A 25347-nucleotide genomic window follows, 5' to 3' on the forward strand; every position below is an offset into this window, starting at 1 on the left:
TTTCAGCAAATTGGATTTTCTGATATGCTGGAGGTAGAAAAAATGGGCAATTACCAACCAGAGATAGGATGCGAATTCGATATGTATTGTGTATGCAAACCTTGTATAGAGAAAGCATTGGAACGTTTTGTAGATGAATATGAAGATGCACCAGATGTAGTCGATTTGAAAGAAACACAATTTGCAGATTGGGACCCTCCGCGGAAATGCGATTTCTGTGAAGAGCATGCTGCTTTTTTGGTGGTATAGAGAAGATTGAGCGAAACGATAATAGGTGAGTCACAGAGTCTAATTGCATAATGAGTACAGCGATATTTGAGGATAGTATAAAAGGCAAACGAAAATAGATGAATGAACTTGCTTAGCGGTACAACAAGGAAAACGAAATTAGAGGAATGGATCAACTATGCATATACAGATTGCTGCCGTTGGTAAGCTGAAAGAAAAGTACTTAGTGCTTGGCATCGCGGAATATGCCAAGCGGCTCGGGCCTTACGTGAAGCTAACGCTCACGGAAGTGCCCGATGAGAAAGCGCCGGAGAATATGAGTCCGGCGGAAGAATTGCAAGTGCGAGAGCGCGAAGGGGAGCGGCTTCTAGCGCAGCTGAAGCCGGACGCCCACGTAGTGGCGCTCGCACTTGATGGCGAGCTGTGGTCCAGCGAAGATCTCGCTGGCCAGCTCGATAAATTAGCCACGTATGGGCGTAGCCACGTGGCTTTTGTTATAGGCGGGAGCACTGGCCTCGCTCCCGCAGTTCTTAAGCGCGCCCAACAGAAGCTTAGCTTTGGGCGCATGACGTTTCCACACCAGCTAATGCGTTTGGTGCTGGTGGAACAGATTTATAGGGCGGTTAAGATTAATCGGGGTGAACCTTATCATAAGTAGGGTTGAACTTTTTTATTAACTGATTGCTTGGCTTGGAAGGTTTATCTCAAGTGGGGAGTCGAAAATATAGCTATTAAGGATTTTTGGTAATTGTCTCGAGAGTATTATCTTGTCGTGTCATAAATGCGATATTTAAAATGAACTGCACCCCATTTGTTAGACACCATCTAACGAGTGGAGTGTATTTTTTTGGAGAAGTTTTCTGAAGTGGAAAAGTATCAAGCCGTATAAGCCTATATAGAAGATAAAGAATCCTTCAGGGAGATAGGTGTACACATCGGTGTGAATCATAAAGTTGTTGAAAAGTGAATAGCTCTTGACCTAGTAATGGTATGGGAGGTTTGTCCAAATTATATGCAGCCTACTCATAAGCGTTTAATGGTTATGGAAGCTACAGCCTTCATGCAACCTTCAGAGTTCACTCGGTGAAGTCTGGCATCAGTAATTTGCACTTGTGTTCATCACCTTTGCCTTTGCTTGAGTTGGCTCAAATTCCGAGTATCAGTACTTTCAAACGCCCAGACAAATACATAGCTATAAAAGCGCGAATTACAGCGATTTATTACGAAGACAGGGTCGCTTATGGGTATCGTTGTATTTCAGATGTACTGCACAAAAAAGATGAGCGTGTAAATCATAAGAAGGTGCAACGAATCGTGTAGGAGCTTTGCTTAAAATCGATTGTACGGATGAAGAAATATCGTTCATATAAAGAGAATGTAGGTAAGGTGAATCGAAAATACTGGAGAGGAACTTCATCGCATCAGAACCGAACGAGAAGCGGGTAACAGACATTGCGGAGTTCAAGCTATTTGGAGTGAAATTGTAAATATTATTGATGCTCGATTTGCTTAATGGTGAAATCATCGCCTAATAAGTGAAATCCTGCTTCATCTACTCACTTGTTTCAAAAATGCTAGATCATAAGGTAACGTTTCCTTTAAATCCCTATTGAGAAAAATGAACTATAATACAATAGTTAAAAACTGGACGAAATATATATATTAAGTGTATTGTTGAAGTGATGTTAAAAAACCACATAAAATATCTTAGAGGTATTGAAATTATGATAAGTACTCGTAAACCAATAATCAATGAAGAAACTAAACTCTTAAACCTTGAAGAAAGCCATTTTTGTGATGTGAAAAGCTGCAGAATTAAGCCTAATAAGTTACACCCACACTTTGTTGCGTTTGCCAATTCTGATGGTGGTGAAATTTATATTGGCGTAGAGGACAGAAAGAGTACCGGGGAAAGATTAGTCGGTTTTCGTACAAAAGAAGAAGCAAATGAGATAATAAATGTACTTGCAGAAAAAACTGATCCTACACTAATTGACTATTCGGTTGAATTTATTGACTTTCGTGAAAAAGGATACGTGCTACATTTAACAATTCCTAAAAGCCCATTAGTTCATTATACTTCGGATGGAAGCTGCTTCATAAGAAGAAATGCTAGTACTAAAGAAGTAAAAGGGGCGACAATAACTGAACTTGCTTTTTCAAAAGGGATATTTTCATATGAAACAATAATAAAAAAACATGTTGCAATAAATGAAATTTTAAATGGAGCATATCTAATTGATTACATAAAAAGAATTGAAAGTTCGCAAGAACCGCTAAATTTTCTTGAAAAACTTAAACTTATACAACGTGATGGCGAAAATCATGTTCCAACAGTTAGTTGCTTGTTATTTTTTAGTGATGATCCCCAAATTGGGCTTAATACTAAATGCGGAATCAAAATATATAGACTAAAGACTTCACAAAGTGAATATAATAGAGATTTTTTAGAAGATCGACCTAAGAATATTCGAGGTCCAATAGAACTTCAAATAATTAAAACAAAGGAAGTTATAGCAGAATATCTTCAAAAAAGTATGATTGAGATCGGAAATAAATATGTGGATTACAGTTACCCATCCAATGCGCTTCATGAGATTATCGTAAATGCAATAATTCACAGGGACTATAGCATTAATGATGATATACACATAAGAATTTTTAATGATAGGTTAGAGTTTGAAAGCCCTGGAAGGTTGCCTGGAAGTATGACGACAAGTAACCTATTAGTCGGACGTTCATCGAGAAATCCATTAATCGAGCGTTTACTTAATCAATTACCCGATATGTACAACCATGACATTGGTGATGGTTTTAATACTATATATAAAGAATTAAAGAAATTTGGTTTTGTTGAACCTAAAATTCTGGAATTAAATAACTCAGTTTTAGTGACAGTTTATCATCATTTTGCTAATAACTCTGAAGACACAATCAAACTTTTAACTTCAATTCAGATAAATGCTGAACAAGAGGATTTTAAGTCGGATAAGAAGGAGACGGAAGAAACGTACCTTTTTGTTAAAGAAAAAGTTAGTATTCAGGCTTTTTTGCCCAATTATCCGGACACTATGGGGAGTTGCTTGATTATTTTCAATCGATTCCCTGATGTAATGATCACTTTCAACTTTAAAGATATTTTAAATGATTTATTTCAAGGGTTATACACTAATGCGATTTATAAACTACGACGCTTTATTGTAGCAATAGATAAAGAAAAACATATATATTATGTACAATTAGGAAATAATAGGTTTTCCTTAAATGAGATCGAAGTTGCACAATTATGTGATATAATAGATGACTTTTCTGAAAAATATTTGGAGGGTTTAAGAAAGATAGAACTTCATTTTGGTACTTTTCCATATGAAAAATCTTTAGCATTTGAAGCAGGAATTCCAATTTTAAAGATTAAGCGTAGTTTCTATAAAGAAATAATGGAATTTGTGCAGGAACATGATTATGAAAAAGGCGATACAAGTTGGCATATTTTTGATGCAAATCCTACAATGATTAAATTATATAGCAAAAAATCAGATGAAAGATATGACGCAGGTCATCATGTAATTCTTTATCCAAAACAAGTGCAAAATGAATCCTATTCTTCATTTAAGACTTTTGATGAAGAGGTTGCAATCGTTTGGGAGCCTTTTCACGATTTTGGGAACAAAAAGTCACTAATGAATTTTAATGATCGGTATCTCTGGAGTGCTGAGAAATCATATGAGTGGTTTACTAATGAATTAATTCCGTATGTTATATATTATAATGAGATGAAGAAAAGAAAACCGTTATTTAATACATTTAAAAGAAACACGTTTGAAGATTTTAGACAAACTCTTAAAATTAAGGATTATTTTAATGACTGTAAGGTTAGAAAGAAGATCAATCTCTCGGATGTTTTAACAATTAAGAGGTTGTTGGAATTAGTAAACAATATGCAATATTTTTATCATAATAGGGGGTCTCAAAGTGGCTGGTTTACAGCAGAAGAGTTAATTTCATTGTACCAGTCCATTGTTATTTGTTTAAAACATACACCTTTGAATGAATATTATTATATAAGTGGAAATTTGAGATTCGCAACTGGAACAACGCTAGATGGGATACTATCTGATATTGATCGACATATTTCAACTATTGAAAATGGTAAAAATTCATTTTCTATTGTAGATACTGCTCTTAGATGTTTAATTGTATCTTTAAGAGATAATAAAAGTAATCTAAATATATCTCAAATTGGCGAAATGGTTGGTTATTTAACACCTTTGTTTAATAAACAACAAAAAATTGATGAAATAGATAGATACTCATAGATTTTATATTTCTGAATACATTACTCTGTAAATTTTAATAACTATTTATTATATTTATCCGATGTAAAAATTACGAGTATTTTCGGTAAAAAGGACTAAGCTTATCATTACACGGGGGAGATGTTTCAATAATCTAAAAATACCAGCCTCTTTTTGATAAGATCATGCGTATTACAAGTGAGGCTAAATTTTTGGGATACAAATCAAGAAATTTCGTTTTTGGGTTGTTACGCTGAACCTTATCATAAGTAGGGCGAATTCCAATTTAGCCGTATAATAATATTAAAGTTTTTATTGGGATGTGAAAAATAGTCTATGCCAGTGCCTAACTACCAAGTGATTATGCTTCCTTTACTTAGGTTCTCAAGTGATGAAATGGAACATTCCTTAAGAGAGTCGGTGGATTTTCTTGCTGAGTACTTCCAATTAACAGAGGATGAACGACAGGAAATGTTACCCAGTGGTAAGCAAACATTATTTCAAAATCGAGTTGCATGGGCTTCGACATATTTAAGAAAATCGTTACTTCTAGAAGCAACAAAACGGGGATCGTTTAAAATCACAGAACGAGGAGCAGCAGTTGTAAAACAAAACCCCACAGAGATTAATGTGCGGTTTTTAATGCAGTTCCAAGAGTTCATTGATTTCCTCTCACATAAAAAGGATAACAATGATGATAGCGAAAACGATTTGATTGTGAGAGAGAATTCAATAAACGATGAAAAGACTCCTGAAGAGGCCCTTGAATATAGCTACCAAAGAATAAGAAATGAATTAGCTGTAGAATTGCTTAATCGAACTAAATGTTGCTCGCCTAGTTTTTTTGAGAAGCTTGTGGTGGAATTGCTAGTGAAAATGGGCTACGGTGGGTCTCTGAAAGATGCAGGGAAATCTGTTGGTAAAACTAGGGACGGCGGAATTGACGGAATTATAAAAGAAGATAGATTGGGACTTGATATTATCTATATTCAAGCTAAGAGATGGGAAGGTACAGTTGGTCGTCCAGAAATTCAAAAATTTGCAGGAGCACTTCAGGGCCATCGGGCTAAAAAAGGTGTATTTATAACTACTTCAAGCTACTCGAAAGATGCTGCCGAGTATGTATCTCTTATTGACAGTAAAATAGTCTTGATCGATGGGGTCACTCTAGCGAACTTAATGATTGACTATAATTTAGGTGTCTCAAAGTTTGCTCTTTATGAAGTGAAGAAAGTTGATTCTGATTATTTTATCGATGAATAGATTCGAGTTGGCGAATTTTAAAATATTTACAAACAATGCCATCCATATAGTGATATTCCTACCAGATCTTGCTACGCATACCTGTAAAGGTTTCGTACTAGGGCGAGACAATTTTTATATGAAGATATCCAATGATAAGAATTCCTCACGCATTTAAACCTTCAAAAAACATTGATGAACAATTAGGAATTTTTAAATGCAGAGGACTAATTGTAGTGCATGAAGCATGGGCTAAAGGGATTCTAAAACGAGTAAGCTATTATAGGTTTATAGCGTACGCATTATCGCTAAAGACGTATGATGTATTTCATGTCGGAGTTACGTCGTTTAAGCAAATATATAGACTATATGAATTTTACTTAAAGTTTAGGTTGTTATTATGGAAATTATTAAAGTTGTAGAAGTGCCGATGAGAACTCATATTGCTCTAGTATTAGCTAAAAAATATGATGATATTGGAAATACAGTTAGCCGGGATTTTCAAGATGAATCAAAGCATGCAAAGTTTATTAATAACTTAAATGAGTTACCTAAACAGTCTAAAGATGTTTTCGTAAAGCACTACTTTTACCAATACGATGGTGAATTTCCGACTTGAGTAGTGAGCCAGTTAATGACTTTTAATCTGCTATCTAAGTTGTTTGTAAATATGTTGAAACAAGATAAAAGTGAATTAGGCTGGAATGTTTACGATGAAATTAAGGGTGTTATTTTGAAGGTTGACTACACGCACTTTGCAATCTTAAAATGTTTGCACCCATTATTGTCTTACATATAATAGGAATATTTCCTTTCCTCCAAAATTGCTTGCCCGCGATAAAAAAGTAATTCAAGATAACCAAAAGGTGTATACAATGTTTCATAGTGTAAAATATATGATTAATGACAAGATATACTGGAATAGTTGGGTTGAACGATTAAGAACCCTTATAGACGAGTATTTAGAAGTTAACAAGGTGCCTGTCGGGTTCCCTGAGAATTGGTATCGTTTATTGAAAATATAGAGCGCGTACCTAATAGGTAGCGCTCTTACTTTGTTTATGGACAAAAATTTCGCCTCAAAGATGATAAACTGATTCTTATCATAAGTGACTGCGAAGTTCTGGTTGCCATACATTCGCCCTGTTATTGGCTGTTGTGATGAAGGATAATTCACATAGAAGTAGGAGCCTTGGTTTTAGAAGAGATGCATCTATGTTGAAATGGGATTAGCTCTTATGTAAATAGCCTTTGATGATATACATGCTGATGAATGGCAAGACGTATCTGAAATCGAATTATTAGAAAGGATGTATATCGTTGCAATTAATCGAATCTAAGAATATTGTAAAATATCTCGACTCGAATAAGTATAAATTAGCTAAATCTGTAGATTTTAAATGTGGCTACTGCTCAAGAACAGTCAATTACTTATTAGTTTGGGATTCATATGATGAGAGTTCAATGTTTACATCTTCAAGGTGCTCTGGATGTGGAGAGGCATCAAGATTCTACTTTGTTGAAATAAAAGAAAATGAACAAAAAAAATTGGTTGGTGATTTATACATATCCCCAAGCTCAGAATTAAGAACAACTGTTGATGGGGTGGAGATCACCGAAAAGTTTTCTAGCAGTATGCTGAGAGCATATAACTCAGCAGTAAACGTGTATAATCTTGGTGAGTGGTCTGCGACCGTTGTGTTATGCAGACGTCTACTTGAAGGCATTACAAAATCTCTACTACCAGAAAGTGAACAAAATAAGCCATTAAATAAACAGCTAGAAATTATAGCAGGTCATGCTGAACTGCAAAAACCATTATTAACATTAGCTCATGCAATAAGAATTGGAGGGAATTTGGGAGCGCATTTTGATTTGGAAAGGGAACCTGACGAGGTTGTTTCAAAGTACATTATTGATATGCTCGATTATCTAATTGAATATTTATATGTATTACCAAAGAGGATTGAAGAATTACATACACATATTGAAGAGCTATCAAATAAAAACGGTGAACGTTAATCACTAAAGTAATCGTTATTTGAAAACAAAAAAATTTCGCCCTGATGGATAACTTGTTTATGTCCATCCGAGTATTAACAAGAAAGCGGATCTGTGGACACATCTTGCGCAGACCGTGGGCATTACGGTCACTTCGCGCCGAGAAGAAGCTATGTTCGGGCACATGATCTATCCGCACCAACTGATGTATGTGCTCTGCTGGAGTAGGTGATTCGGGCTATTAAATTATTAGTGGAACAGTACCATAAGTAACGGTGAAAGATTAGTGACAAAGTGAGTATCGCCATATATTCGCTCTGTTCCTGGCAGTTGTGATGAGAGATAATTTACATAGAGATATGGCTGGTAGAATAATAATTATTGCAATGTCCAAGGGGAATAATTGAATAAAAAAGGATATTCTCCTTTGTGTGGATTAGCGATACGTGTGTGAAACTGTGATCGAACTCCATATTTACAGTGCTCCTTCCCTCTGGAATAATCGAACTACACCATCAGCGCGACTGCCCATAGGGGAGCAACTGGCTCGCTTTATCGCGGTTTTATGTACAGTACCCATAGTTTTATAAGATAAAGAAAAAATGCCTTTAAGCCACATCCAGTGGTTTAAAGGCATTTCATATATGTGCCGAGACAGAATTGTAAGTTGGTTGCGGGGGCAGGATTTGAACCTGCGGCCTTCGGGTTATGAGCCCGACGAGCTACCGGGCTGCTCCACCCCGCGATAAAAAAAGCATTTTGGTCTTTTGTTTGCCAGACCACTTATACTACAGCAGTTCAAGCTAAAGCGCAAGCTCATTAATGGAAATCTCTCTTGAGGGGAATTCGTAAGGTGAGGATGATATAATCACGCTAGTGTGTTGAAACTAGAAGGGTGATGGCAATGAGCGTAATACGTTTGGAGAACGTCACGAAGAAGTATGAAGGGTCCATGATTTTTCGCGACATTTATTTTCGCGTTATTCAAGGGGAACGCATCGGCCTAATCGGGCGAAATGGTGCCGGCAAGTCGACGGTATTTAAGCTCATCATGGGACAAGAAGAGCCGACGTCCGGCAAGGTGGAGATAGATCCTCAGGTGCGAATCGGGTATTTCTCGCAATTCTCGGAACTCAGCGGGGGCTTGTCCGTTCAACAAGAACTAGAAGCATGCTTCAAGCAGGTTGCCCTTATTGAACGAGAGCTGCAAGAGGTCGGAGATAAGCTTGGATTGGTTACTGATGACAACGAGATGGATGTGCTGCTAGCAAGGCAAGCGGAGTTATTCGAACAGATGGATCATCTGGACGGTTGGAACGTGTCTGTCGAAATTAATACGGTGCTTACGAAGCTAGGGTTTAACGATAGATCCCGGAATCAGCCGATCGGTGAGTTGTCCGGAGGATGGCGTAACCGCGCGGCACTCGCAAAGATGTTAATTGAGCTGCCCGATGTCGTTCTGCTCGACGAGCCGACGAATTATTTGGATATGGAAGGGATCGCATGGCTGGAGCAGTGGTTATACCGATTCAAGGGAGCCATGATTCTGGTGTCGCATGACCGGCAATTCATCGATAAGGTCGTCACGCGCACGATCGAGATCGAGAACTATCATTTTCAGGAATACGAAGGCAACTACACAGATTACGTCCGCAAGAAGAAGATGCGCAAGAAGGAACTGGATCGTCAGTTCGAGTGGGAGGAAGAGTTGCTGCTCATGGAATCCGAGGCGATCGACGATCGCGCGAACAGGAAGTCCGGTTCCAATGACCGTCTCTCGCGTAAGCTTGCGGATAACAAGAAGCGGATAGAGCCGCATCCCGTTAACGTGTTAATTACCGACATTTACGAGAGGCTGCGCTTCCCGGACAAGCTATGCGAAGTTAAGAAGATCGGGCAGACGTACGAGGGTAGGCAGATCTTCGAGAATGTTAGCTTTGATATTCAGAAGGAAGATCGCTTGGTCATCGCGGGACCGAACGGAAGTGGGAAGTCCACACTCATTAAGGCGCTTACCGGGCAGGAGAAACCAGATTCCGGGGAGGTTGTCTGGGAGAAGGGCGTTAACTACGCTTACTTCAACCGGATGTGGGAGGAGCTTGATCCTAAGGATACCGTCAGCCACGCGGTCAATACTTATGGATTGGGACTGGACGCACCACGCAAAAAGGTGAACAAATTTCTAGCTATGTTGCAATTCTCGGAGGCGGATCTGAGCAAGGCGATCGGCAATCTATCCGGCGGGCAGAAAGCTCGGGTGGCGCTGGCTAAGTGTCTTCTCTCGGGTGCGGCCGTTATCATCTTGGACGAGCCAACCAACCATCTGGACCTCACGAGCATACAGGTTATGGAGCAAGCTCTGATCCATTTTCCCGGTGCGGTCATTACGGTAAGCCACGATCGCTTCTTCATCGATAAGATCGGAACCAAGATGCTGACCTTCGATCCGGTAACGGGAGTGACCGAACAGAGCTTGTAATACAGAATGGCCCTTCGATACCTCTCAGCGTTAGCTAAAGCGGATTCGAGGGGCCATTTTCCATGCGTGATAGCTGTTTTTGTCGCAGAGAACGCTCCCCGACTTATTCCGCTCGTTATTCGTCATGAGGTAGCATGGAATTTGACTCCCCAGGGATGGGAATACAAATCAATTGAAGTTGATTGTAAACAGTGTTACTCTAACAACGGTAAACGCAAATCTATATTTTGCAATACTTCTAATAATAGTCACTATTTTAGTTATAAAGAAAGGTAATACTATGATAAAAATTGATAACTTATCCTTCTCATTTCCGCAAAAAGAACTATATAACAACATTTCATTTACGCTTGAAGAGGGACAACATTGTGCTTTTATAGGAACGAGTGGCAGTGGGAAAAGCACACTGATCGATATACTGATGGACCCAGAAAGATATTTGTTTGACGGCATGTTAGAGATAGACTCAACTTGCACAATTGGGTATGTAAGTCAGTTCTCAGAAATAGACAAAACGAAAGAAACAACCGTTTTTGAATATTTAGGGGAAAAGTTTATTAAGATACAAAATGAAATAACATCTATTTGTACCGATATGGAAACATCATCAGATATTGAGACCCTACTAGAAAAGTATCAATTAGCTTTAGACGCATTTGATTCAATCGGCGGGGATGATTTTGAAAGCAGCATTAATAAGAAACTAAATCTAGCAAACCTCATGAAGCTAAAAGATGTTAGAGTATCGGACCTCAGTGGCGGGGAATTCAAACTTATTCAAGTGATGAAGGAAATGCTTAGTAGTCCAGACTTAATGATTATGGACGAACCAGATGTATTTTTAGATTTTGAAAATCTAAACGCGCTTAAAAATCTTATTAATTCTCACAAAGGCATGTTGCTAGTTGTTACGCACAACCGATATCTATTGAATCATTGTTTCAACAAAATTATACATCTTGAAAACACGGAGATCCAAGAGTTTGAGGGGAGATATATTGAGTATAACTTCTCATTACTTCAGACTAAAATTGAGTTACAAGAACTTACAGTCGCTGAGCAAGAAGAAATTGAGAGAAACGAGAACATCGTCAATAATCTAAGAGCTATCGCAACTTATAATTCAGAAGCCTCTAGAGGTAGAGCGTTAAAAGCTAGAGTTAGGTATCAAGAAAGATTGGAAGCGCGTAGACTTAAAGCGCCATTTGTTGATATTAAGCAACCAAATATTAGCTTTGGTATTGAGAATGAAATGGAAGACACCATCGTTGTAAATGTCAATAATTATAGTGTTGCCTTTGATGAGTTGCTTTTAGACAATGTTAACTTTGAGATAAAATCTACGGATAAAGTAGCCATTATCGGTTCAAATGGTACCGGGAAAACGACTTTACTCCGAGATATCTTTAAAAATAATCATGCTTCAATTGAAATAAATGCTGATGTTAAAGTAGCTTATTTATCTCAGATTCAAGGCGAAGTGCTAAAGGACTCTAATACAATATTAGAAGAATTTATCGATGCTGGGTTTAAAACGTATGATGAGGTTAGATCGTATATTTCAAACTATGGCTTTGAAGGAGAAAGCGTTAATCAAAAGATAGGATCTTTATCTGGTGGAGAAAAAAATATTCTTCAATTGGCTAAAGTTTCTGCTAGTAAAGCAAACGTATTACTTCTTGATGAACCGACAAGCCATTTAGACACCTATACACAACTCGCACTGGAGAAAGCGATTGAAGACTACAAAGGTGCAATTCTCATGATTTCTCATGATTTCTATTCGGTTGTAAATGGTATGGATTATGTTCTAATCATTGACGATAAAACGATTAGAAAGATGAAAATGAAAAAATTTAAACAGATGATTTATGCTAGTCATTTTGATAAGAACTATTTAGAAGCTGAACAAAACAAAAGATCAGTTGAAATGAAAATCGAATTGGCTTTAAAAGAGACTGATTTTGAAACTGCAAAGATATTGGTAGAAGAGCTAGAAGAGCTGATTAAGTTGCTTTAACGGATAACCCTCTGATTGAAATGGTTACAAGAATATTGCTAAAGTGAATTAGTCCCAATTCAACGATGAAACATGATGATAATGGAACAGGATCAATGCAGTAAAAAGACACTGATGAATAGAATCTCAGAGTCTTTTTACTGCATTGATTTGTTGATAGCTCTTGCCATGGTGAGTGGTTTACTTATTATTAAAAATCTCTCTCAATACATCTTGGCCATAGTATTCTGTTGAGGATCTTCACCAAGAGATCCCGAGAAAGCAAAAGTTTTTAATCGGGATTATCGTTTTGCAATCCAAAACGAGGAGGTACTTTATGAGCTCCATTCTAAACGTTATTGAAAAGTTAAAGCTGAATGTCCTGAATGTAGAAGATGTACCAGATTCATTTAGTTCTGAAGTACACAAACTTACTCTCGCCAACGGAGAAAAAGTGTATGTAAAAATTCCGTTTAACAAGGATAAACTATATCGTGAATTTCAGATGCTTGAAACATTGAAGGACGTAATACCTGTCCCTAAAGTATTGGATTTTTGGGATGGGGATGAAATGACTACTGGAGCATTGCTTCTTTCGGCTATTCAAGGCATACCTTGTACAGAACATATTGATGAGAAGCTATCTTTTCAAATGGGCGCGTATCATGCGATGCTTCATGAGGTTAAAACGCCAGGTTACGGTTACCATGTGACTGATGGATTCAAGAGACTTGACCCAAATAATTGGAGACTACATATTAAAGATAATGTTGAAAAGTGGAAAGAGCCCTGCAAAAAGATTCTTGATCCAGTGCTGTATGAAAGATGTATTTTTCACTTTGATGGCTTATTTTCGGCTTTACCAGAACCTGATGGGCCATGCATTGTTCATATGGACTTTAGACCTGGTAATATATTAGTAAATGATAACAAGGTTACTGGCATTATAGATTTCGAGAGTGCCCGTGGTGGCTCCACTGAAATAGACTTTACAAAAATCAATCGCTATATTTGGGAAGTAAACCCGAGAACAAAGCTACCGTACGTTAATGGGTATCAAACGATTCGCCCTATGGTGGATCTAGAGACAGTGCTACCATTCTATGATCTTTATGATGCCTTCTGTGCAGTTTTTTGGTGTAAAAACAGAGGTGTCGAAAAAAATCAGTCTTTTCTTCAGGAAAATATTGAAATTTTACAGAAATCAGTGGGATTTGAGCAGATACGTTATTAGATGTTCGATAAAATGTAATTAGAAAAGCCATCCGCCAAGATGGCTTTTTTCAATAACTTTCCGTTACAGATAGAGTGGTGAATTCTATCACATATAGGACTAATTGCTAACTAACTCATCACATAGATAGATACTCCATACCTAGTAAAGGAATTTAACACACTGGTGTCGAAATCACAATTTATTGCGCATTTTCTGTTTTTTACATCTGGAGGGTTCCCCAATGATTGTTGCAACGAAGTTGCATATTCCTAATGAACGACACGGTTTGGTTGCTCGCGAAGAACTGCTGCGACTGCTTGATGAAGGCTTAGATGCGAAGTTGACGCTCTTATTCGCTCCGTCTGGTTACGGAAAAACGACGGCGTTAAGCGAGTGGGCAAAACAAAGAGGTAAGCTTGTTGCATGGGTGTCACTCGGCAAGCAGGACGACGATTGGATTACCTTTTGGAGTATGGTTATCGCTTCGATTCAAAATCGTGTCCATGGCTTTGGACTCACTGTTAGTCCATTGCTTGCGGAGGGGCCATCAGCATCTTCCGCATCAACTGAGCTGGCGATGACTGCGCTGCTGAACGAGTTGAGTCGATTAACGGACGAGCTGGTTATCATGTTCGACGATTATCATCTCGTAACGTTGCCGGCGATTCAAAAATCAATGAGCTATTTGCTGGAGTACCTTCCTAACCATATACATATTTATCTCGCAAGCCGCAATAACCTTTCTTTTCCGACGGCTAGATTGCTCGCAAAAGGGGAGATGCGGCGGATTACAATCGAGCAATTACGTTTCCGACAGGAGGAAGTGTATGATTTGTTCCGAGAGACGACGGAATTGAATCTTTCGGTGCAGCAGCTCCATATTTTATACAACCAAACCGAAGGTTGGATTAGCGGCTTGCGGCTTGCAGCCATCGCACTGAAACGAAGCGACAATGTAGATGAATCAATTCGTAGATTCAGTGGCCGTCAGCAGCAAATCTCCGATTATTTACTAGAAGAAGTCATTCACGATCTGCCAGAGGCGATGCGTGATTTTTTGCTACAGACTTCTGTGCTAAGCCAGATGAATCACGCCTTGTGTGAGGCAGTGACCGGTCAAGCATTAGGCCAGCAACAGCTGGAGCAGTTGGTACAGCTCCAGCTATTCATCATTCCGCTTGACGATAAGCACAACTGGTATCGTTATCACCATCTGCTGTCAGACTTCCTTCAGTCAATGCTCGCTCGAACAGCACCGGAACTGTGGGTACAGGCGAATATACGAGCCGCGCAATGGCTCGAAAATAATGGGTATATTGTAGAAGCGGTGGAACATTATTTAACGGGACGACAGTATGAAGATGTCGTTCGTCTAATCGAAGCGCATCTGTATGAGCTTTTTGGAGGTAAAAATATCGTCGTTGCTCGTTGGGTGATGCAAGTACCTGAGGATTATGTCGCAAGCCGACCGCTAGTTGAAATTTTTTATTTAATGGCGATGGTCGGTATACGACAGTTTCATAACATTCCGTATCGGGCGGAGCGGCTTCGTATCCGTATCGAAGCCATGAAGGATAATATGGCAGCTGACGAATGGAACGCGATAATAGGAGATGTCTATTATTTATGCGGTACTGCCGCCTATGTGAAAAGAGACCTTTTAGGCACGGCTGACTATTTTATCCTTGGAGATACGTTTGCACCCGAGCAAAGCCTTTTTATTAGAGGCGGCAACAATAATCATTATTCGGTTGAGGAGTTTGACGATCATCTTTGCTTCATTAATGATTATCGTGATGCAGAACTATTTTTTATGAAAATGTTAGTGCATTGGCGGGATCGTGTTAACCATCCGTATGCGACACCGATGTATGCTTCTTATGCCAAGGTATTGTACGAGTGGAATCGGTTAGAGGAAGCGGAAGAGTGGATTAACCGGATCATACATGCAGACGGATTTGCGCCAGTTCCTCGCAATCGATTCCAGATCGCTGTCGCTGCTTCGACAATTCTGCAAGCAAAGGGAAATTTACGAGAAGCTACGGCGCTGCTTGAGCAAGTTAAGCAAAAGATTGATTCACCTGATTACGACATTTTTATTCGCAAAATTGAAGCGGAACAAGCAAGCTTGGCAGTGCGTCAGGGCGATATGGAGTCAGCTCATCGGTGGTTGTTGCGGTGTAGACAGTCGCATTCTGATGAAGCAACGCTGGATCAGTCTTCTGAACAATTGGCGTTCGTTCGTGTGCTTGCAGCATGTGAACAATTCGATTCGGCGCTATCCCTTGCAGAACGGATTTATGATTTGATGACAAAAGAAAACCGTTTACGGGATCGCATTCGTATTTTGATTCTGCAAAGCATGGTACTTTATAGCTGCAATCAGATTGAACCAGGGCTTGCGAAGCTGGATACCGCTTTACGTCTGGCTGAACCTCAAGGGTTTATTCGCAGTTTTGTGGACGAAGGCTCGGCGATGGCGGAGCTGTTGACTACGTATGTGCGGTTAAATGAAGATAAGGGCACGGTATCAAAGGAGCAGTTAAATTATGCTCGTGGCTTACTGCAAGCGTTCCATGGTCATCAAGCACTTCCACGAATGAAAATTCAAACTTTTGGTAGGTTGCGCGTAGAGTCGGAGAAAGGCGTTGCAATTAAGTGGCGGACATCCAAATCCGAGGAGCTGATGGCATTTCTCGTTCACCATCGCGGGAAGTCGGTGAGCAGGGACAGCATTCTGGATGCTTTGTGGGGCGAGGTGGAAGCTGATCGGGCAGGAGCTCAGTTCCATACAACGTCACACTATTTGCGAAAAGCTTTAAAACAAATTGGATTTGACGGCATCTTTCAGCATGCGGAAGGCGGTTATCGTATCGATAACAGTCAATGGTTCTGTGATTTGGACGAGTGGGAACGTTTGCTGGCTGTCGGGGCGCAAACCGATGATATCATCTTGCACGAATATGCAGGTGAGCTTGTTCAATGCTATGGACAAGGTTATTTGGCAGGAACTTCGTACGAATGGGCTTTGCCGACGCGAATTCGCCTTGAAAACGAATACGTTGCGATGCTGCTTAGCCTCCATGAACGAGAGAAGGAGAAAGGGCAATATCATGCCGCTGCGGAACTGCTAGGCAAGGCGCTTGCTCACGATCCGCTGAACGAGTATATTCATGAGCAGCTTGTTCGCGTGCTGGTACTTGCAGATGACCGTATTTCAGCGATCAAGCGATATGAGGCGTTAAGGGTGATGCTGCTCACTGAATTCGGTCTTGAACCGAAAGAAGAGGTTAGGAGATTGCTAGATTTCGATGATCAGAGCAAGCCCAATTCACGTAACAATGAATAGGCATTTGCCAAAATAGGAACATCCCTTAGTCATTGAAGATGATTGAGGGATGTTTTTTTGATTTCTAAATCGACACTATTCTACACAGACCGTGAATTGTTGAGGTTTTGTTTAGGTTAGCTGTGTTATGGTGAGGAAAATTGTTGAGATTTGGCATAAAACAGATGAATGTGATGAAAAATGTGGGAGGAAAACACCTTGTATAATCGTTTATTAAGTTTATTGCTCTCATTTTGTATTCTATTAACCTTAGTTCCAGTTGAGATTTTCGCTGCTGAATCTCCTACTATCAGCTCTTCGGCAATAAACTGGCATGACCAGACACAAGAAATCGCGGTCGGCGCCGCGAATGGTTCTGATGAGCAACCAACTGTTCCGAATTCTTTTGAGGATGTAAAACCAACGGACTGGTTCTATCCAGCGGTCACGTATGTCCAGCAAAATGGACTTTTCAGCGGCACGGATAAAGATAGCTTCTCGCCCGGCGGTACAATGACTCGCGCGATGTATGTAACTGTACTAGGGCGTATGGCGAGATTAGATGTGAGCCAATATGCAACTACTGCATTTAAAGATGTGCAGTCAACTGCTTGGTATGCGCCATATGTGGGATGGGCCGTAGACAAAGGCATTACAAGCGGTACGGGCAACGATACCTTCTCACCGAACGCGCCGATAACAAGAGAGCAGATGGCCACGTTGACCTTGAAGTATTTTGAAGTGTACAAGATTCCCTATCAGACGAAAGTTAGCTTGACCTCTAAACCAAAAGATATAGCCAATATTTCTCCCTGGGCGGCCGATGCGATCGTCAAGTTGTGGCAAGCAGGTTTGCTTACTGGTGATGCTAAAGGTAATTTTAATCCGCGCTCCAAGGCAACTCGCGCTGAGGCAGCTATGTTCTCCATGCGAAGCAACGAGGTTGTGAAGGCGGGGTTGGAGGCGGAGGTGAACCCAAATCCAACTAATCCAACTACCGAACCATCGAAGCCAACAACTGGAGGAGGCAGCCAGAGCACCCCTCCCCCTAGCACCACTCCTAGCACTTATATCATTACGTTCGAGACGAATGGCGGATCAGCAATTACTAGCCTATCCCTGGAACAAGGCAAACGGCTGAATAACCTTCCGGTGCCATTTAAGGTAGGATCTATTTTCCAAGGGTGGTATAAGGATCGTGAGCTTACGCAAGTATTGCTTAATGATGATGTTTTGGGCGGCAATATGACGCTGTATGCCAAATATATCGAAAGCGTCGATGAAGCCGTGCAAAGCATTCCGAGCATAACGGTACTGGATCAAGCACCGAGCTTGACGATCAAGGTGATTGATACTACAGGCAGCATGACGGTAGACCAAGTGAAAGCGGGAATGAAATTTGACTCTCCGGCTAACCCGCAATTTGCCGGTATTGAAGTGACAGGTTCCAATGGCCAATTTACTGTAGCTGCTGCAGGCGGCGCATTCGAAGAAGGCAACACGTACCGATTGACGCTGACGGACACTAATCTTTCTTTTGCAGGACAAGACCAAACGACCAGAATCTATATTTTCAGCATTGCGAAACAAGAGGTTGCCGAGTTACCTCTCAATGCTGACATGATATTTGTACCGTTTGCAGACATATCAAATATGACTCGTGATGGTAAGCTTGTTGGCTCTACCTCGATTCCGGTAATATCTGCGAGTGTAGGGGATAGTGGAACGGGTCTAGAGTTGGCTGATGTGACAGAAGGTACATTTACATATAACGGTAGCACGAGCATTCAAGTCGGCGATACCGTTGCCATGTATGAAGGAATTCGGCCTGATCAGCGTACTACGGATACAAGTGGTACCGATAGTGGCGATGTAGCCTATGTACAGATCACCGCAAAAAACGGCAATAAGTACACCTATACCCATGCAGATGCTAAAAACGTGCTATTGAAACCGAACGTTCTCCCGGTAAGCACGGCAGCGGATACCGACGGGGACACAACGAACCTCTCCATCACGGTAGAACATTCAACAATGAACTACCAGGAAAGTAAGTATGCGCCACTCGGGCTGAATGACCTTACAGTTGTCAAAACAGGCGACTTTATCGCTTTCTACAATGGCGAATTCGGCAGCGAATCTACTTCTGCGGGATACGGACTTATTACGTCCATCACTCCTGTCGGCGAAATGGATGTCATCGCCTATTCGGATGCAACGCAGGAGCAAATAACAGGCGTCCTTGATTTCTATCAGAAGCAAAAGATTGAAGGAGATCAATTATTGTCGGAAGCCGATGTCGCTAGTATGGAAGGGCAAATTAAGCAGCAAGCAGTAGAAAGCGGCTTTGTGCAAGAAGCTGCCGATTATTTATCGGCGGTGGCGCTACAAACCGAAACGTTCAAGCAGCGCTACGATGTGAAAACATTAGGGGCTTCAGGGGACGATGGTATAGATGTTAGTGTGGAGAATTTGACTATCGTACCTTCTATAAGCAATAAACTGCAACATTTTCCTGGTTACACGGGTGCAAGTGTCACCCTCCAAGTTCAGTGCGATATAGTCATTAATACGGATAATGGTGATCCTAATAATATTGTTATTCATTTGACAAGCACATTCGTCGAAGAAATGCGATTTGAGCTCGGCGTAAACGGGGATACCCAAATAAAATGGTATTGGTTTATTCCTGTCATCAAGGATTATATCATTACCGCTAACCTGGATGCCTACACCTATACAGGAATTACTGTAACAGCTGAGATTGGTACGATCGAGAAGAATAAGTTAGTCAATTGGAAAGAAGCGAAAAACGTACAAAACATCGCTAAGGAAATCCAAGTGCTGCTGGATGGCGTGGGTAGTAAAGGTGCGGTAAACGCCGATACATTAAGAAACAGGTATCAAAGCATATTGGAGAAGGAAACAGAATGGGTTCCGCTATTAAGCAAAGAACTCGTTAAGAGAAGCCAAAGAGTATGCTTGGGCATTATTGAGATCGAATTTGTTGTCAACTTTGTCATTAGTTTAAATCCGAATCTTACCGTGGGTATTGATTTCAATTACAAGAGCGCAAAACGATATTCGGTGACGGTACGCGTCCTAAGTGGATCAGGCAGCAGCGATACTGTAAGCCTATCGGGCGATGGCGAGTATCAGTTTAAGCTTTATGTGCTGGGTACGTTAGCATTGCGAGCAGGTATTCAAGTAGAGCTTAAGGCAGGTATTTTGAGTGTCGATCTGAACAGCATCGGGTTTGAAGTAGAAGCGGGTCCTTATTTGAAAATGTGGGGATATTTCTACTACCAGCTGACAAACTCAGCTGCTGCCGGCAAGCAATCCAAATCTCTCGGAGCTCTGTTTATAGAGATGGGTATTTACTTGGATTCTGCATTCATCGCACAGGTAGGTGATGGTTGGCTCTCAGCCGAAGTCCCCATCTATGAAAAGGAATGGCCGCTTTATTCGGTAGGGGCACAAGATAATATCTATGACTTTGTATATCCGCAGGAGGATACGCTTGAATTTAAGTTCATAGGGAAGGCAACATCGGTCAAATTGCCAGACAAGCTTTTTACAATGAACGTAATGGATTTGAAGACAGGCGAGACGAGCGAAAAGGTGTTTGATTCCTCGAATTTCACGGTGACGGTTGATAATCGTGACTTTGAATATGATCCTAGCACCAAGACATTAAAGGTTAAAAACACGAACACATTAGGAAGCACGGGAAACTTGACGATTACATGGAAAAATGCACCGTTAGCCTTCACTTCGGCCCAAATAAAACGTACGTTTTCTATTTATTTTTCAGCAGCGTTATTTGATTGGGGATTCCAGTTTTACTTTAATAATGGTGACATGCCGCTGGCGATCGTCGCGCAATATAATGCTAAAATTACGTCCCCTGCCGATCCCGTACGTCCAGGGTATAAGTTTGCAGGTTGGTATGACAGTAATGAGGGCGGTTCAAAGTACACAATTCCTGAACGAATGCCTGCTATTTTTAAGACGCTATATGCGCGCTGGACGCCAAACACGGATATACCGTATACAATCGAGCATTATCTGGTAGACCCTAACGACTACGCTGCGACTCTCGCGGCTACAGAGCATTTGAAGGGTACGACCGATGCCGAGATTAAACTGACTTCTAGCAAATACGTAGACCAAGGTTATGCGCCAAGCACAGTACCTAAAGGTGTATTTATTAAAGCGAATGGTTCGACCGTCGTAAAGATTTATTATTATCGTGCTTCGAAAAAAATGACGTTCAAGCCGGGTTACGGGGATTTACCAGCTATAAGCGTAATAGAGGAGCAAATCGGAAAAACGATCTCTTCGAGAATACCTGTGGGGATCAGACCAGGTTATACGTTTAACGGATGGTCGCCATCGGCTCCGAGCACGGTGCCGAATCAAGACACCACATACACGGCGAAGTGGATAGCTAAAGATGACACGGCATACAAGGTCGTTCATTTGCAACAGGATATTGCAAGAGGTACCGATGGATTCCCGATCTTAGGAAGCACATACAGTGTCGTTGCTGAGGAAAATATGAAAGGAATAACGGATACTGCAACGATCACAGCATCTCCTAAGAGTTACGAAGGCTTTACCTATGACAGCAGCGCTCCCGGTACGCTTCTATCAAGTACGATAGCAGGGGATGGAACGACGGTTCTAAGGCTGTTCTACAAACGTAACACGTATTCGGTAACCTATGACCCGAACGGAGCTAAGTTCCAAAAAGCAAATGAGCCCAATGTACGAATGATTCCATACGGAGCACAAATTAAAGCGCCAGTTCTAACCAATACGCCTGGCGTGCAGGATGGCTGGATGCCACGTGTAGGCATCATGCCGGCGCAAGCTCTAAAGCTAACAGCTAAGTGGGAAACGGCTCCTTATGTAGTGACCCATACGAGACAAGCCTTAACTGGTGAATATACAATAACTGAATCTGAAACGTTAGAGGGTCTAACATTTAATGAAGTCATAGCAACGCCGAAGAGCTATGAAGGCTTCACTTATGACAACAGTATACCGGGTACAGTTGAAAAAGGTATTATTAGGGGGCCGAAGGATAGCCCGCCTCAACTGAAGCTGTACTACAAACGGAATACCTACAAGGTAACCTTTGATGCGAATGGCGGCACAGGGGGTACAACGACAGATGTTGCATATGGTGCATCTTTGGCTTCCTTATCCGAGCCGCAAGTAACAAAGGCAGGCTATATATTTAAAAGTTGGTTTCCGACTAGGGTAAGTACAATGCCAGCTCAAAATGTCACCTATACGGCACAGTGGGAGAACGGTCCGACGGTATCTAGTGTAGGCATCAGCAATGCTACACCTACAGTTGGCGATACCCTTACTGCCGATGTGGTTATGAGCGATAGCGGCTTAGCAGGCAGTCGCGTGACCTATCAATGGCAGGTAGAGACAGAAGCAGCAAGCGGGAGCTATCAAAATGCAACAGGTGCGGGCAATACAACGACCAGTTATACAGTTGCCGCGGAAGACGCAGGCAAGAAGCTACAAGTTATCGTTACGGGAGTAGGCGAAGTATCAGGATCAGCAACGAGTGCAGCAACAAGTGCAGTTCCCGTTCCTGTTACGGGGGTAACCATAAACATCGTAGATCCAACTATTGGGGATACCCTTGTCGCTACTGTAACGATGGGCGATGGAAATGCAGTTGGCAGCCGTGTTACGTATCAATGGAAAGTAGAAACAGCAGCAGGAAGTGGATCGTATCAAAACGCGACAGGCGCTGGCAACAAGACATCCAACTACACAGTAGCATCAGCAGACGTAGGTAAGAAGCTACAGGTAGTGGTCAATGGTATAAGTCCAGCTATAGGAACGAAAACGGCAACAACAAACTCAGTTGTCGTCAAAGTAATGAGTGTAAGCATCAATAACGTTGCACCTTCTGTTGGCGATACGCTTATTGCTGAAGCGGTCATGAGCGATGGCAATGCAGCGGGCAGCCGAGTAATCTTTCAATGGCAAGTCGAGACAGTAGCAGGAAGCGGCACGTATCAGAATGCAACAGGTGTGGGCAACAAAACGGCCAGTTACACGGTGGCCGCAGTAGACGCGGGCAAGAAACTACAAGTGGTAGTTACAGGCGTAACTCCGGCGGCCGGGACGCAAAGTGTGGCAACAAGTGCAGTATCCGTACACCTGATATCGGTTACGATAAACAATTCAGACCCAACTGTCGGCAATACCGTTTATGCGACTGTTACATTAGATGATGGTAACCCGGCAGGCAGTCGTGTTACGTATCAGTGGCAAGTGGAAGAGACGGCGGGAAGTGGAACATACCAGGATGCAACAGGCACCGGAAGTATAGCGGCAGCTTACATCATTCCATCGATAGACGCAGGCAAGAAGCTGCAGGTTGTTGTTACAGGTGTAAGCCCAGCGGTTGGCACACTAACAAGCAGTGCGACGAATGCCGTACTTACTTCTCCGACACTCTCATTCATGGCCGATGCTGCGGCAGCAGGATTAACCAATGTCGTGCAAGTATCCGAAACAGAAGTATCTGTATCAAGCACGGCTACGTTGACGGGTAATCTGATCATCCCGGCAGGAGTAACGCTGAGTGTGAGTGGTACATTTACGGTCAATGCAGAAAAAACGCTTACTGTTGAAGGTGCTTTGAAAGTTACTAGCCAATCATTTACGAATAAGGGTACCGTTATAATTGGCAGCAGCGGGACGGTAACCCTTCATGGTCAAGTTATTAGTAATGGAACGTGGATTAATGACGGAACGGTTAGCATACCGGTAGGGGGCTTATTAAAATCGGATGCAGGTTCGAAAATTTCAGGCGCAGGTATCACGAATGTTGATGGGAAGTTCGAGACCTACTTAGCTACGGTAAGTATTACGGGTAGTATCGTAATATCTCCTAGTGCTCAGTTCGTAAAAAACTTTCTACCGATGTTTGGTAATTTTGATACGAATATCCAGTTGCTCAAGGGTGCCAGTGCAACAGTGACATATATCAACGGTATATCCGTTTATACATTTAGCGGCAGGCTGATGTTAATGTCCACGCAATTCAAAGTAAATGCAAACGAGCAGTATGTTTTTGCTAGTGGCTCAACATTTGATATAAATCGTAACTATTCACTTACTATTAATGCTGGTGGAGCAGTTATTAATAATGGCACTATTACAAATGAAGGTACAATTACGAATAACGGCACATTTGATACAACGGGAGGTACACTTATCAACAATGGTACACTTCAGTAGTTTGCTTTAATACTGCTAACGTCAGTCTAACTAGACTTTCAGCTTAGTCTTTGTTTGAACAGCTCTGGGATTGAATAAAACATAACTATAAAGGAAGTTTAGAGCCTCTGAGACCTTGAGTTTCAGGGGCTCTAGATCGTTCGAAACACATAATTCAATATAATTATTCATTACCAAACGAAGTATGAATAAGGTGGTAAAATACTATTTGTGGAAATTTTTTAAAAATGGAGGTGTTTTGGCATGAGCGAAGTAGAAGTCCGGATATTTACAAAGGATGATATGCAGCAGTTAGGTGTTTTGTACCATGCCGTTACATCTAATAACGATGACACCGTTTTTTGGTGGGTTGGAGAAGAAGAGAATTGGCCGAATGTATTCGTTGCGATTGAGAGCGGACAAATTATAGGTAAGGGACAAGTTGGTGTTATTTCCACGATTCCGCCAGGCAGCCCCCAAGAGCATGCGCACTATATTTATTTCAATTTGAAGACACTCCCACAAAGGGAAGACGACTATCCCCTCTATGACCTCTTATATAAGTGTTTGTTAAATAGAGCGTACGAGTTAAAAGAATCGCTGCCTAGTTCTAATCGAACAATGATTGCTGTAGGAAACCAATCAACTGAAGAGTACAACAACAACTATTTCGAATCAAAAGGTTTTGTGTATTGGAAGAGTTCGTATACGATGCGAAGTGACTTATCCGAGAAGATTGAGGAATCCGTTCTCGTTGCTCCTTATCGTTGTTTGCAAGAGACACTGGATTCGGATAAAAGTATCGATGAATATTTAGAAATGGATATGGAGATTTGGCCAGAGGCACCAATTGGATTTAAGCAGTTAAAGGATCATCAGAACAATTCTTTGTGGACTGCTTTTGTTATAAGGGAAAATACAACCTTAGTAGGAAGCGTCATGGCTTGGGTGGATGAAGATGGAGAAGGCATAATTGAAGATCTATTTGTGAGAGATCATTGGCGGAAGCAAGGGATTGCACAGCATTTGCTTTCTCGGGCGCTCACCTATCTCAAAGACCATGGATGTGCGTTTGCAGAACTGCAAGTTGAGGCGGCCAATAATTCTGCGCTATCTTTATATCACTCAGTTGGCTTCAAAGAAGTATCGAAAGAAGTACGTTATCATCGAGAGCTATAAGTATGGAAGCTTGTTCAAAACCTTTGAATTGGGTATAAAATGTTGGCAATGATGCACCGCGCTGGATTTTCCACCGATGCTCCGTTAAGCCGGATCGTATCATAAATAACAGCAAGCTAT

General features: G+C 41.2%; 14 protein-coding genes, 1 tRNA gene and 1 pseudogene. 14 read left to right on the forward strand and 2 right to left on the reverse strand.

The annotated features are described in order from the left end of the window. Window positions 1–81: 81 nt before the first annotated feature. The gene (locus I6N90_RS16330; RefSeq protein ID WP_197937174.1) at window positions 82–249 is read left to right on the forward strand and encodes a CxxH/CxxC protein; all 168 of its coding nucleotides are present in this window, start codon (window positions 82–84) and stop codon (window positions 247–249) included. Window positions 250–406: 157 nt separating this feature from the next. Continuing rightward, window positions 407–886, forward strand: coding sequence for a 23S rRNA (pseudouridine(1915)-N(3))-methyltransferase RlmH (gene rlmH, locus I6N90_RS16335; RefSeq protein WP_197936702.1), 480 nt, complete (start codon window positions 407–409; stop codon window positions 884–886). A 377-nt stretch (window positions 887–1263) separates the two neighbouring features. On the opposite strand, the pseudogene I6N90_RS25290 reads toward rlmH, so the two are convergent. Beyond that, window positions 1264–1338, reverse strand: a pseudogene (locus I6N90_RS25290) (septation regulator SpoVG); the annotation flags it as partial. Between I6N90_RS25290 and I6N90_RS25465 the strand changes: the two are divergent. The 6 genes from I6N90_RS25465 (at window position 1312) to I6N90_RS16375 (ending at window position 7787) form a co-directional block, all read left to right on the forward strand. Next, window positions 1312–1548: an IS3 family transposase gene (locus I6N90_RS25465; RefSeq protein ID WP_197936703.1), complete on the forward strand. Its 237-nt coding sequence runs from the start codon at window positions 1312–1314 to the stop codon at window positions 1546–1548. The pseudogene I6N90_RS25290 and the gene I6N90_RS25465 sit on opposite strands and share 27 nt — an antisense overlap. 362 nt (window positions 1549–1910) lie before the next feature. Beyond that, entirely contained in the window at window positions 1911–4544 is a 2634-nt protein-coding gene (locus tag I6N90_RS16350) for an RNA-binding domain-containing protein (RefSeq protein WP_232243111.1), read from the forward strand. A gap of 315 nt (window positions 4545–4859) precedes the next feature. Further along, the gene (locus I6N90_RS16355) at window positions 4860–5786 is read left to right on the forward strand and encodes a restriction endonuclease (protein ID WP_197936705.1); all 927 of its coding nucleotides are present in this window, start codon (window positions 4860–4862) and stop codon (window positions 5784–5786) included. 379 nt (window positions 5787–6165) lie between these two features. Beyond that, a complete protein-coding gene (locus I6N90_RS16365) occupies window positions 6166–6384 on the forward strand; it encodes an Abi family protein (protein WP_197936707.1) in 219 nt (72 codons plus the stop codon). A 15-nt stretch (window positions 6385–6399) separates the two neighbouring features. Next, a complete protein-coding gene (locus I6N90_RS16370) occupies window positions 6400–6564 on the forward strand; it encodes a hypothetical protein (RefSeq protein WP_232243065.1) in 165 nt (54 codons plus the stop codon). A 521-nt stretch (window positions 6565–7085) separates the two neighbouring features. Continuing rightward, complete coding sequence (locus I6N90_RS16375; RefSeq protein WP_197936709.1) at window positions 7086–7787, forward strand: DUF4145 domain-containing protein; 702 nt, start codon at window positions 7086–7088, stop codon at window positions 7785–7787. A gap of 647 nt (window positions 7788–8434) precedes the next feature. Here I6N90_RS16375 and I6N90_RS16380 read toward each other — a convergent pair. Continuing rightward, window positions 8435–8511 (reverse strand) — tRNA-Met (locus I6N90_RS16380). Window positions 8512–8670: 159 nt separating this feature from the next. Between I6N90_RS16380 and I6N90_RS16385 the strand changes: the two genes are divergently transcribed. From I6N90_RS16385 to I6N90_RS16410, 6 genes are all read left to right on the forward strand, one after another. Beyond that, a complete protein-coding gene (locus I6N90_RS16385) occupies window positions 8671–10245 on the forward strand; it encodes an ABC-F family ATP-binding cassette domain-containing protein (RefSeq protein WP_197936710.1) in 1575 nt (524 codons plus the stop codon). Window positions 10246–10525: 280 nt separating this feature from the next. Beyond that, window positions 10526–12265 carry an ABC-F family ATP-binding cassette domain-containing protein gene (locus I6N90_RS16390; protein WP_197936711.1) on the forward strand — a complete coding sequence of 580 codons (1740 nt, stop codon included), beginning with the start codon at window positions 10526–10528 and terminating at the stop codon, window positions 12263–12265. Between the two features lie 316 nt (window positions 12266–12581). Continuing rightward, window positions 12582–13478 carry a phosphotransferase family protein gene (locus tag I6N90_RS16395; protein ID WP_197936712.1) on the forward strand — a complete coding sequence of 299 codons (897 nt, stop codon included), beginning with the start codon at window positions 12582–12584 and terminating at the stop codon, window positions 13476–13478. A gap of 223 nt (window positions 13479–13701) precedes the next feature. Further along, entirely contained in the window at window positions 13702–16809 is a 3108-nt protein-coding gene (locus I6N90_RS16400; RefSeq protein ID WP_197936713.1) for a BTAD domain-containing putative transcriptional regulator, read from the forward strand. Window positions 16810–17007: 198 nt separating this feature from the next. Continuing rightward, a complete protein-coding gene (locus I6N90_RS16405; RefSeq protein ID WP_197936714.1) occupies window positions 17008–24069 on the forward strand; it encodes an InlB B-repeat-containing protein in 7062 nt (2353 codons plus the stop codon). Between the two features lie 243 nt (window positions 24070–24312). Then, window positions 24313–25227, forward strand: coding sequence for a GNAT family N-acetyltransferase (locus I6N90_RS16410; protein WP_197936715.1), 915 nt, complete (start codon window positions 24313–24315; stop codon window positions 25225–25227). Window positions 25228–25347 lie beyond the last annotated feature (120 nt).

Source organism: Paenibacillus sp. GSMTC-2017, from assembly GCF_016019935.1.
Classification (GTDB): Bacteria; Bacillota; Bacilli; order Paenibacillales; family Paenibacillaceae; genus Pristimantibacillus.

Excerpts from the sequence above, each read along its gene's own strand:
- I6N90_RS16330 (WP_197937174.1), top strand. The coding sequence starts at position 82 with ATGTATTGTGTATGCAAACCTTGTATAGAGAAAGCATTGGAACGTTTT.
- rlmH (WP_197936702.1), top strand. The coding sequence starts at position 407 with ATGCATATACAGATTGCTGCCGTTGGTAAGCTGAAAGAAAAGTACTTA.
- I6N90_RS16350 (WP_232243111.1), top strand. The coding sequence starts at position 1,911 with ATGTTAAAAAACCACATAAAATATCTTAGAGGTATTGAAATTATGATA.
- I6N90_RS16355 (WP_197936705.1), top strand. The coding sequence starts at position 4,860 with ATGCCAGTGCCTAACTACCAAGTGATTATGCTTCCTTTACTTAGGTTC.
- I6N90_RS16365 (WP_197936707.1), top strand. The coding sequence starts at position 6,166 with ATGGAAATTATTAAAGTTGTAGAAGTGCCGATGAGAACTCATATTGCT.
- I6N90_RS16370 (WP_232243065.1), top strand. The coding sequence starts at position 6,400 with ATGACTTTTAATCTGCTATCTAAGTTGTTTGTAAATATGTTGAAACAA.
- I6N90_RS16385 (WP_197936710.1), top strand. The coding sequence starts at position 8,671 with ATGAGCGTAATACGTTTGGAGAACGTCACGAAGAAGTATGAAGGGTCC.
- I6N90_RS16390 (WP_197936711.1), top strand. The coding sequence starts at position 10,526 with ATGATAAAAATTGATAACTTATCCTTCTCATTTCCGCAAAAAGAACTA.
- I6N90_RS16395 (WP_197936712.1), top strand. The coding sequence starts at position 12,582 with ATGAGCTCCATTCTAAACGTTATTGAAAAGTTAAAGCTGAATGTCCTG.
- I6N90_RS16400 (WP_197936713.1), top strand. The coding sequence starts at position 13,702 with ATGATTGTTGCAACGAAGTTGCATATTCCTAATGAACGACACGGTTTG.
- I6N90_RS16410 (WP_197936715.1), top strand. The coding sequence starts at position 24,313 with ATGAGCGAAGTAGAAGTCCGGATATTTACAAAGGATGATATGCAGCAG.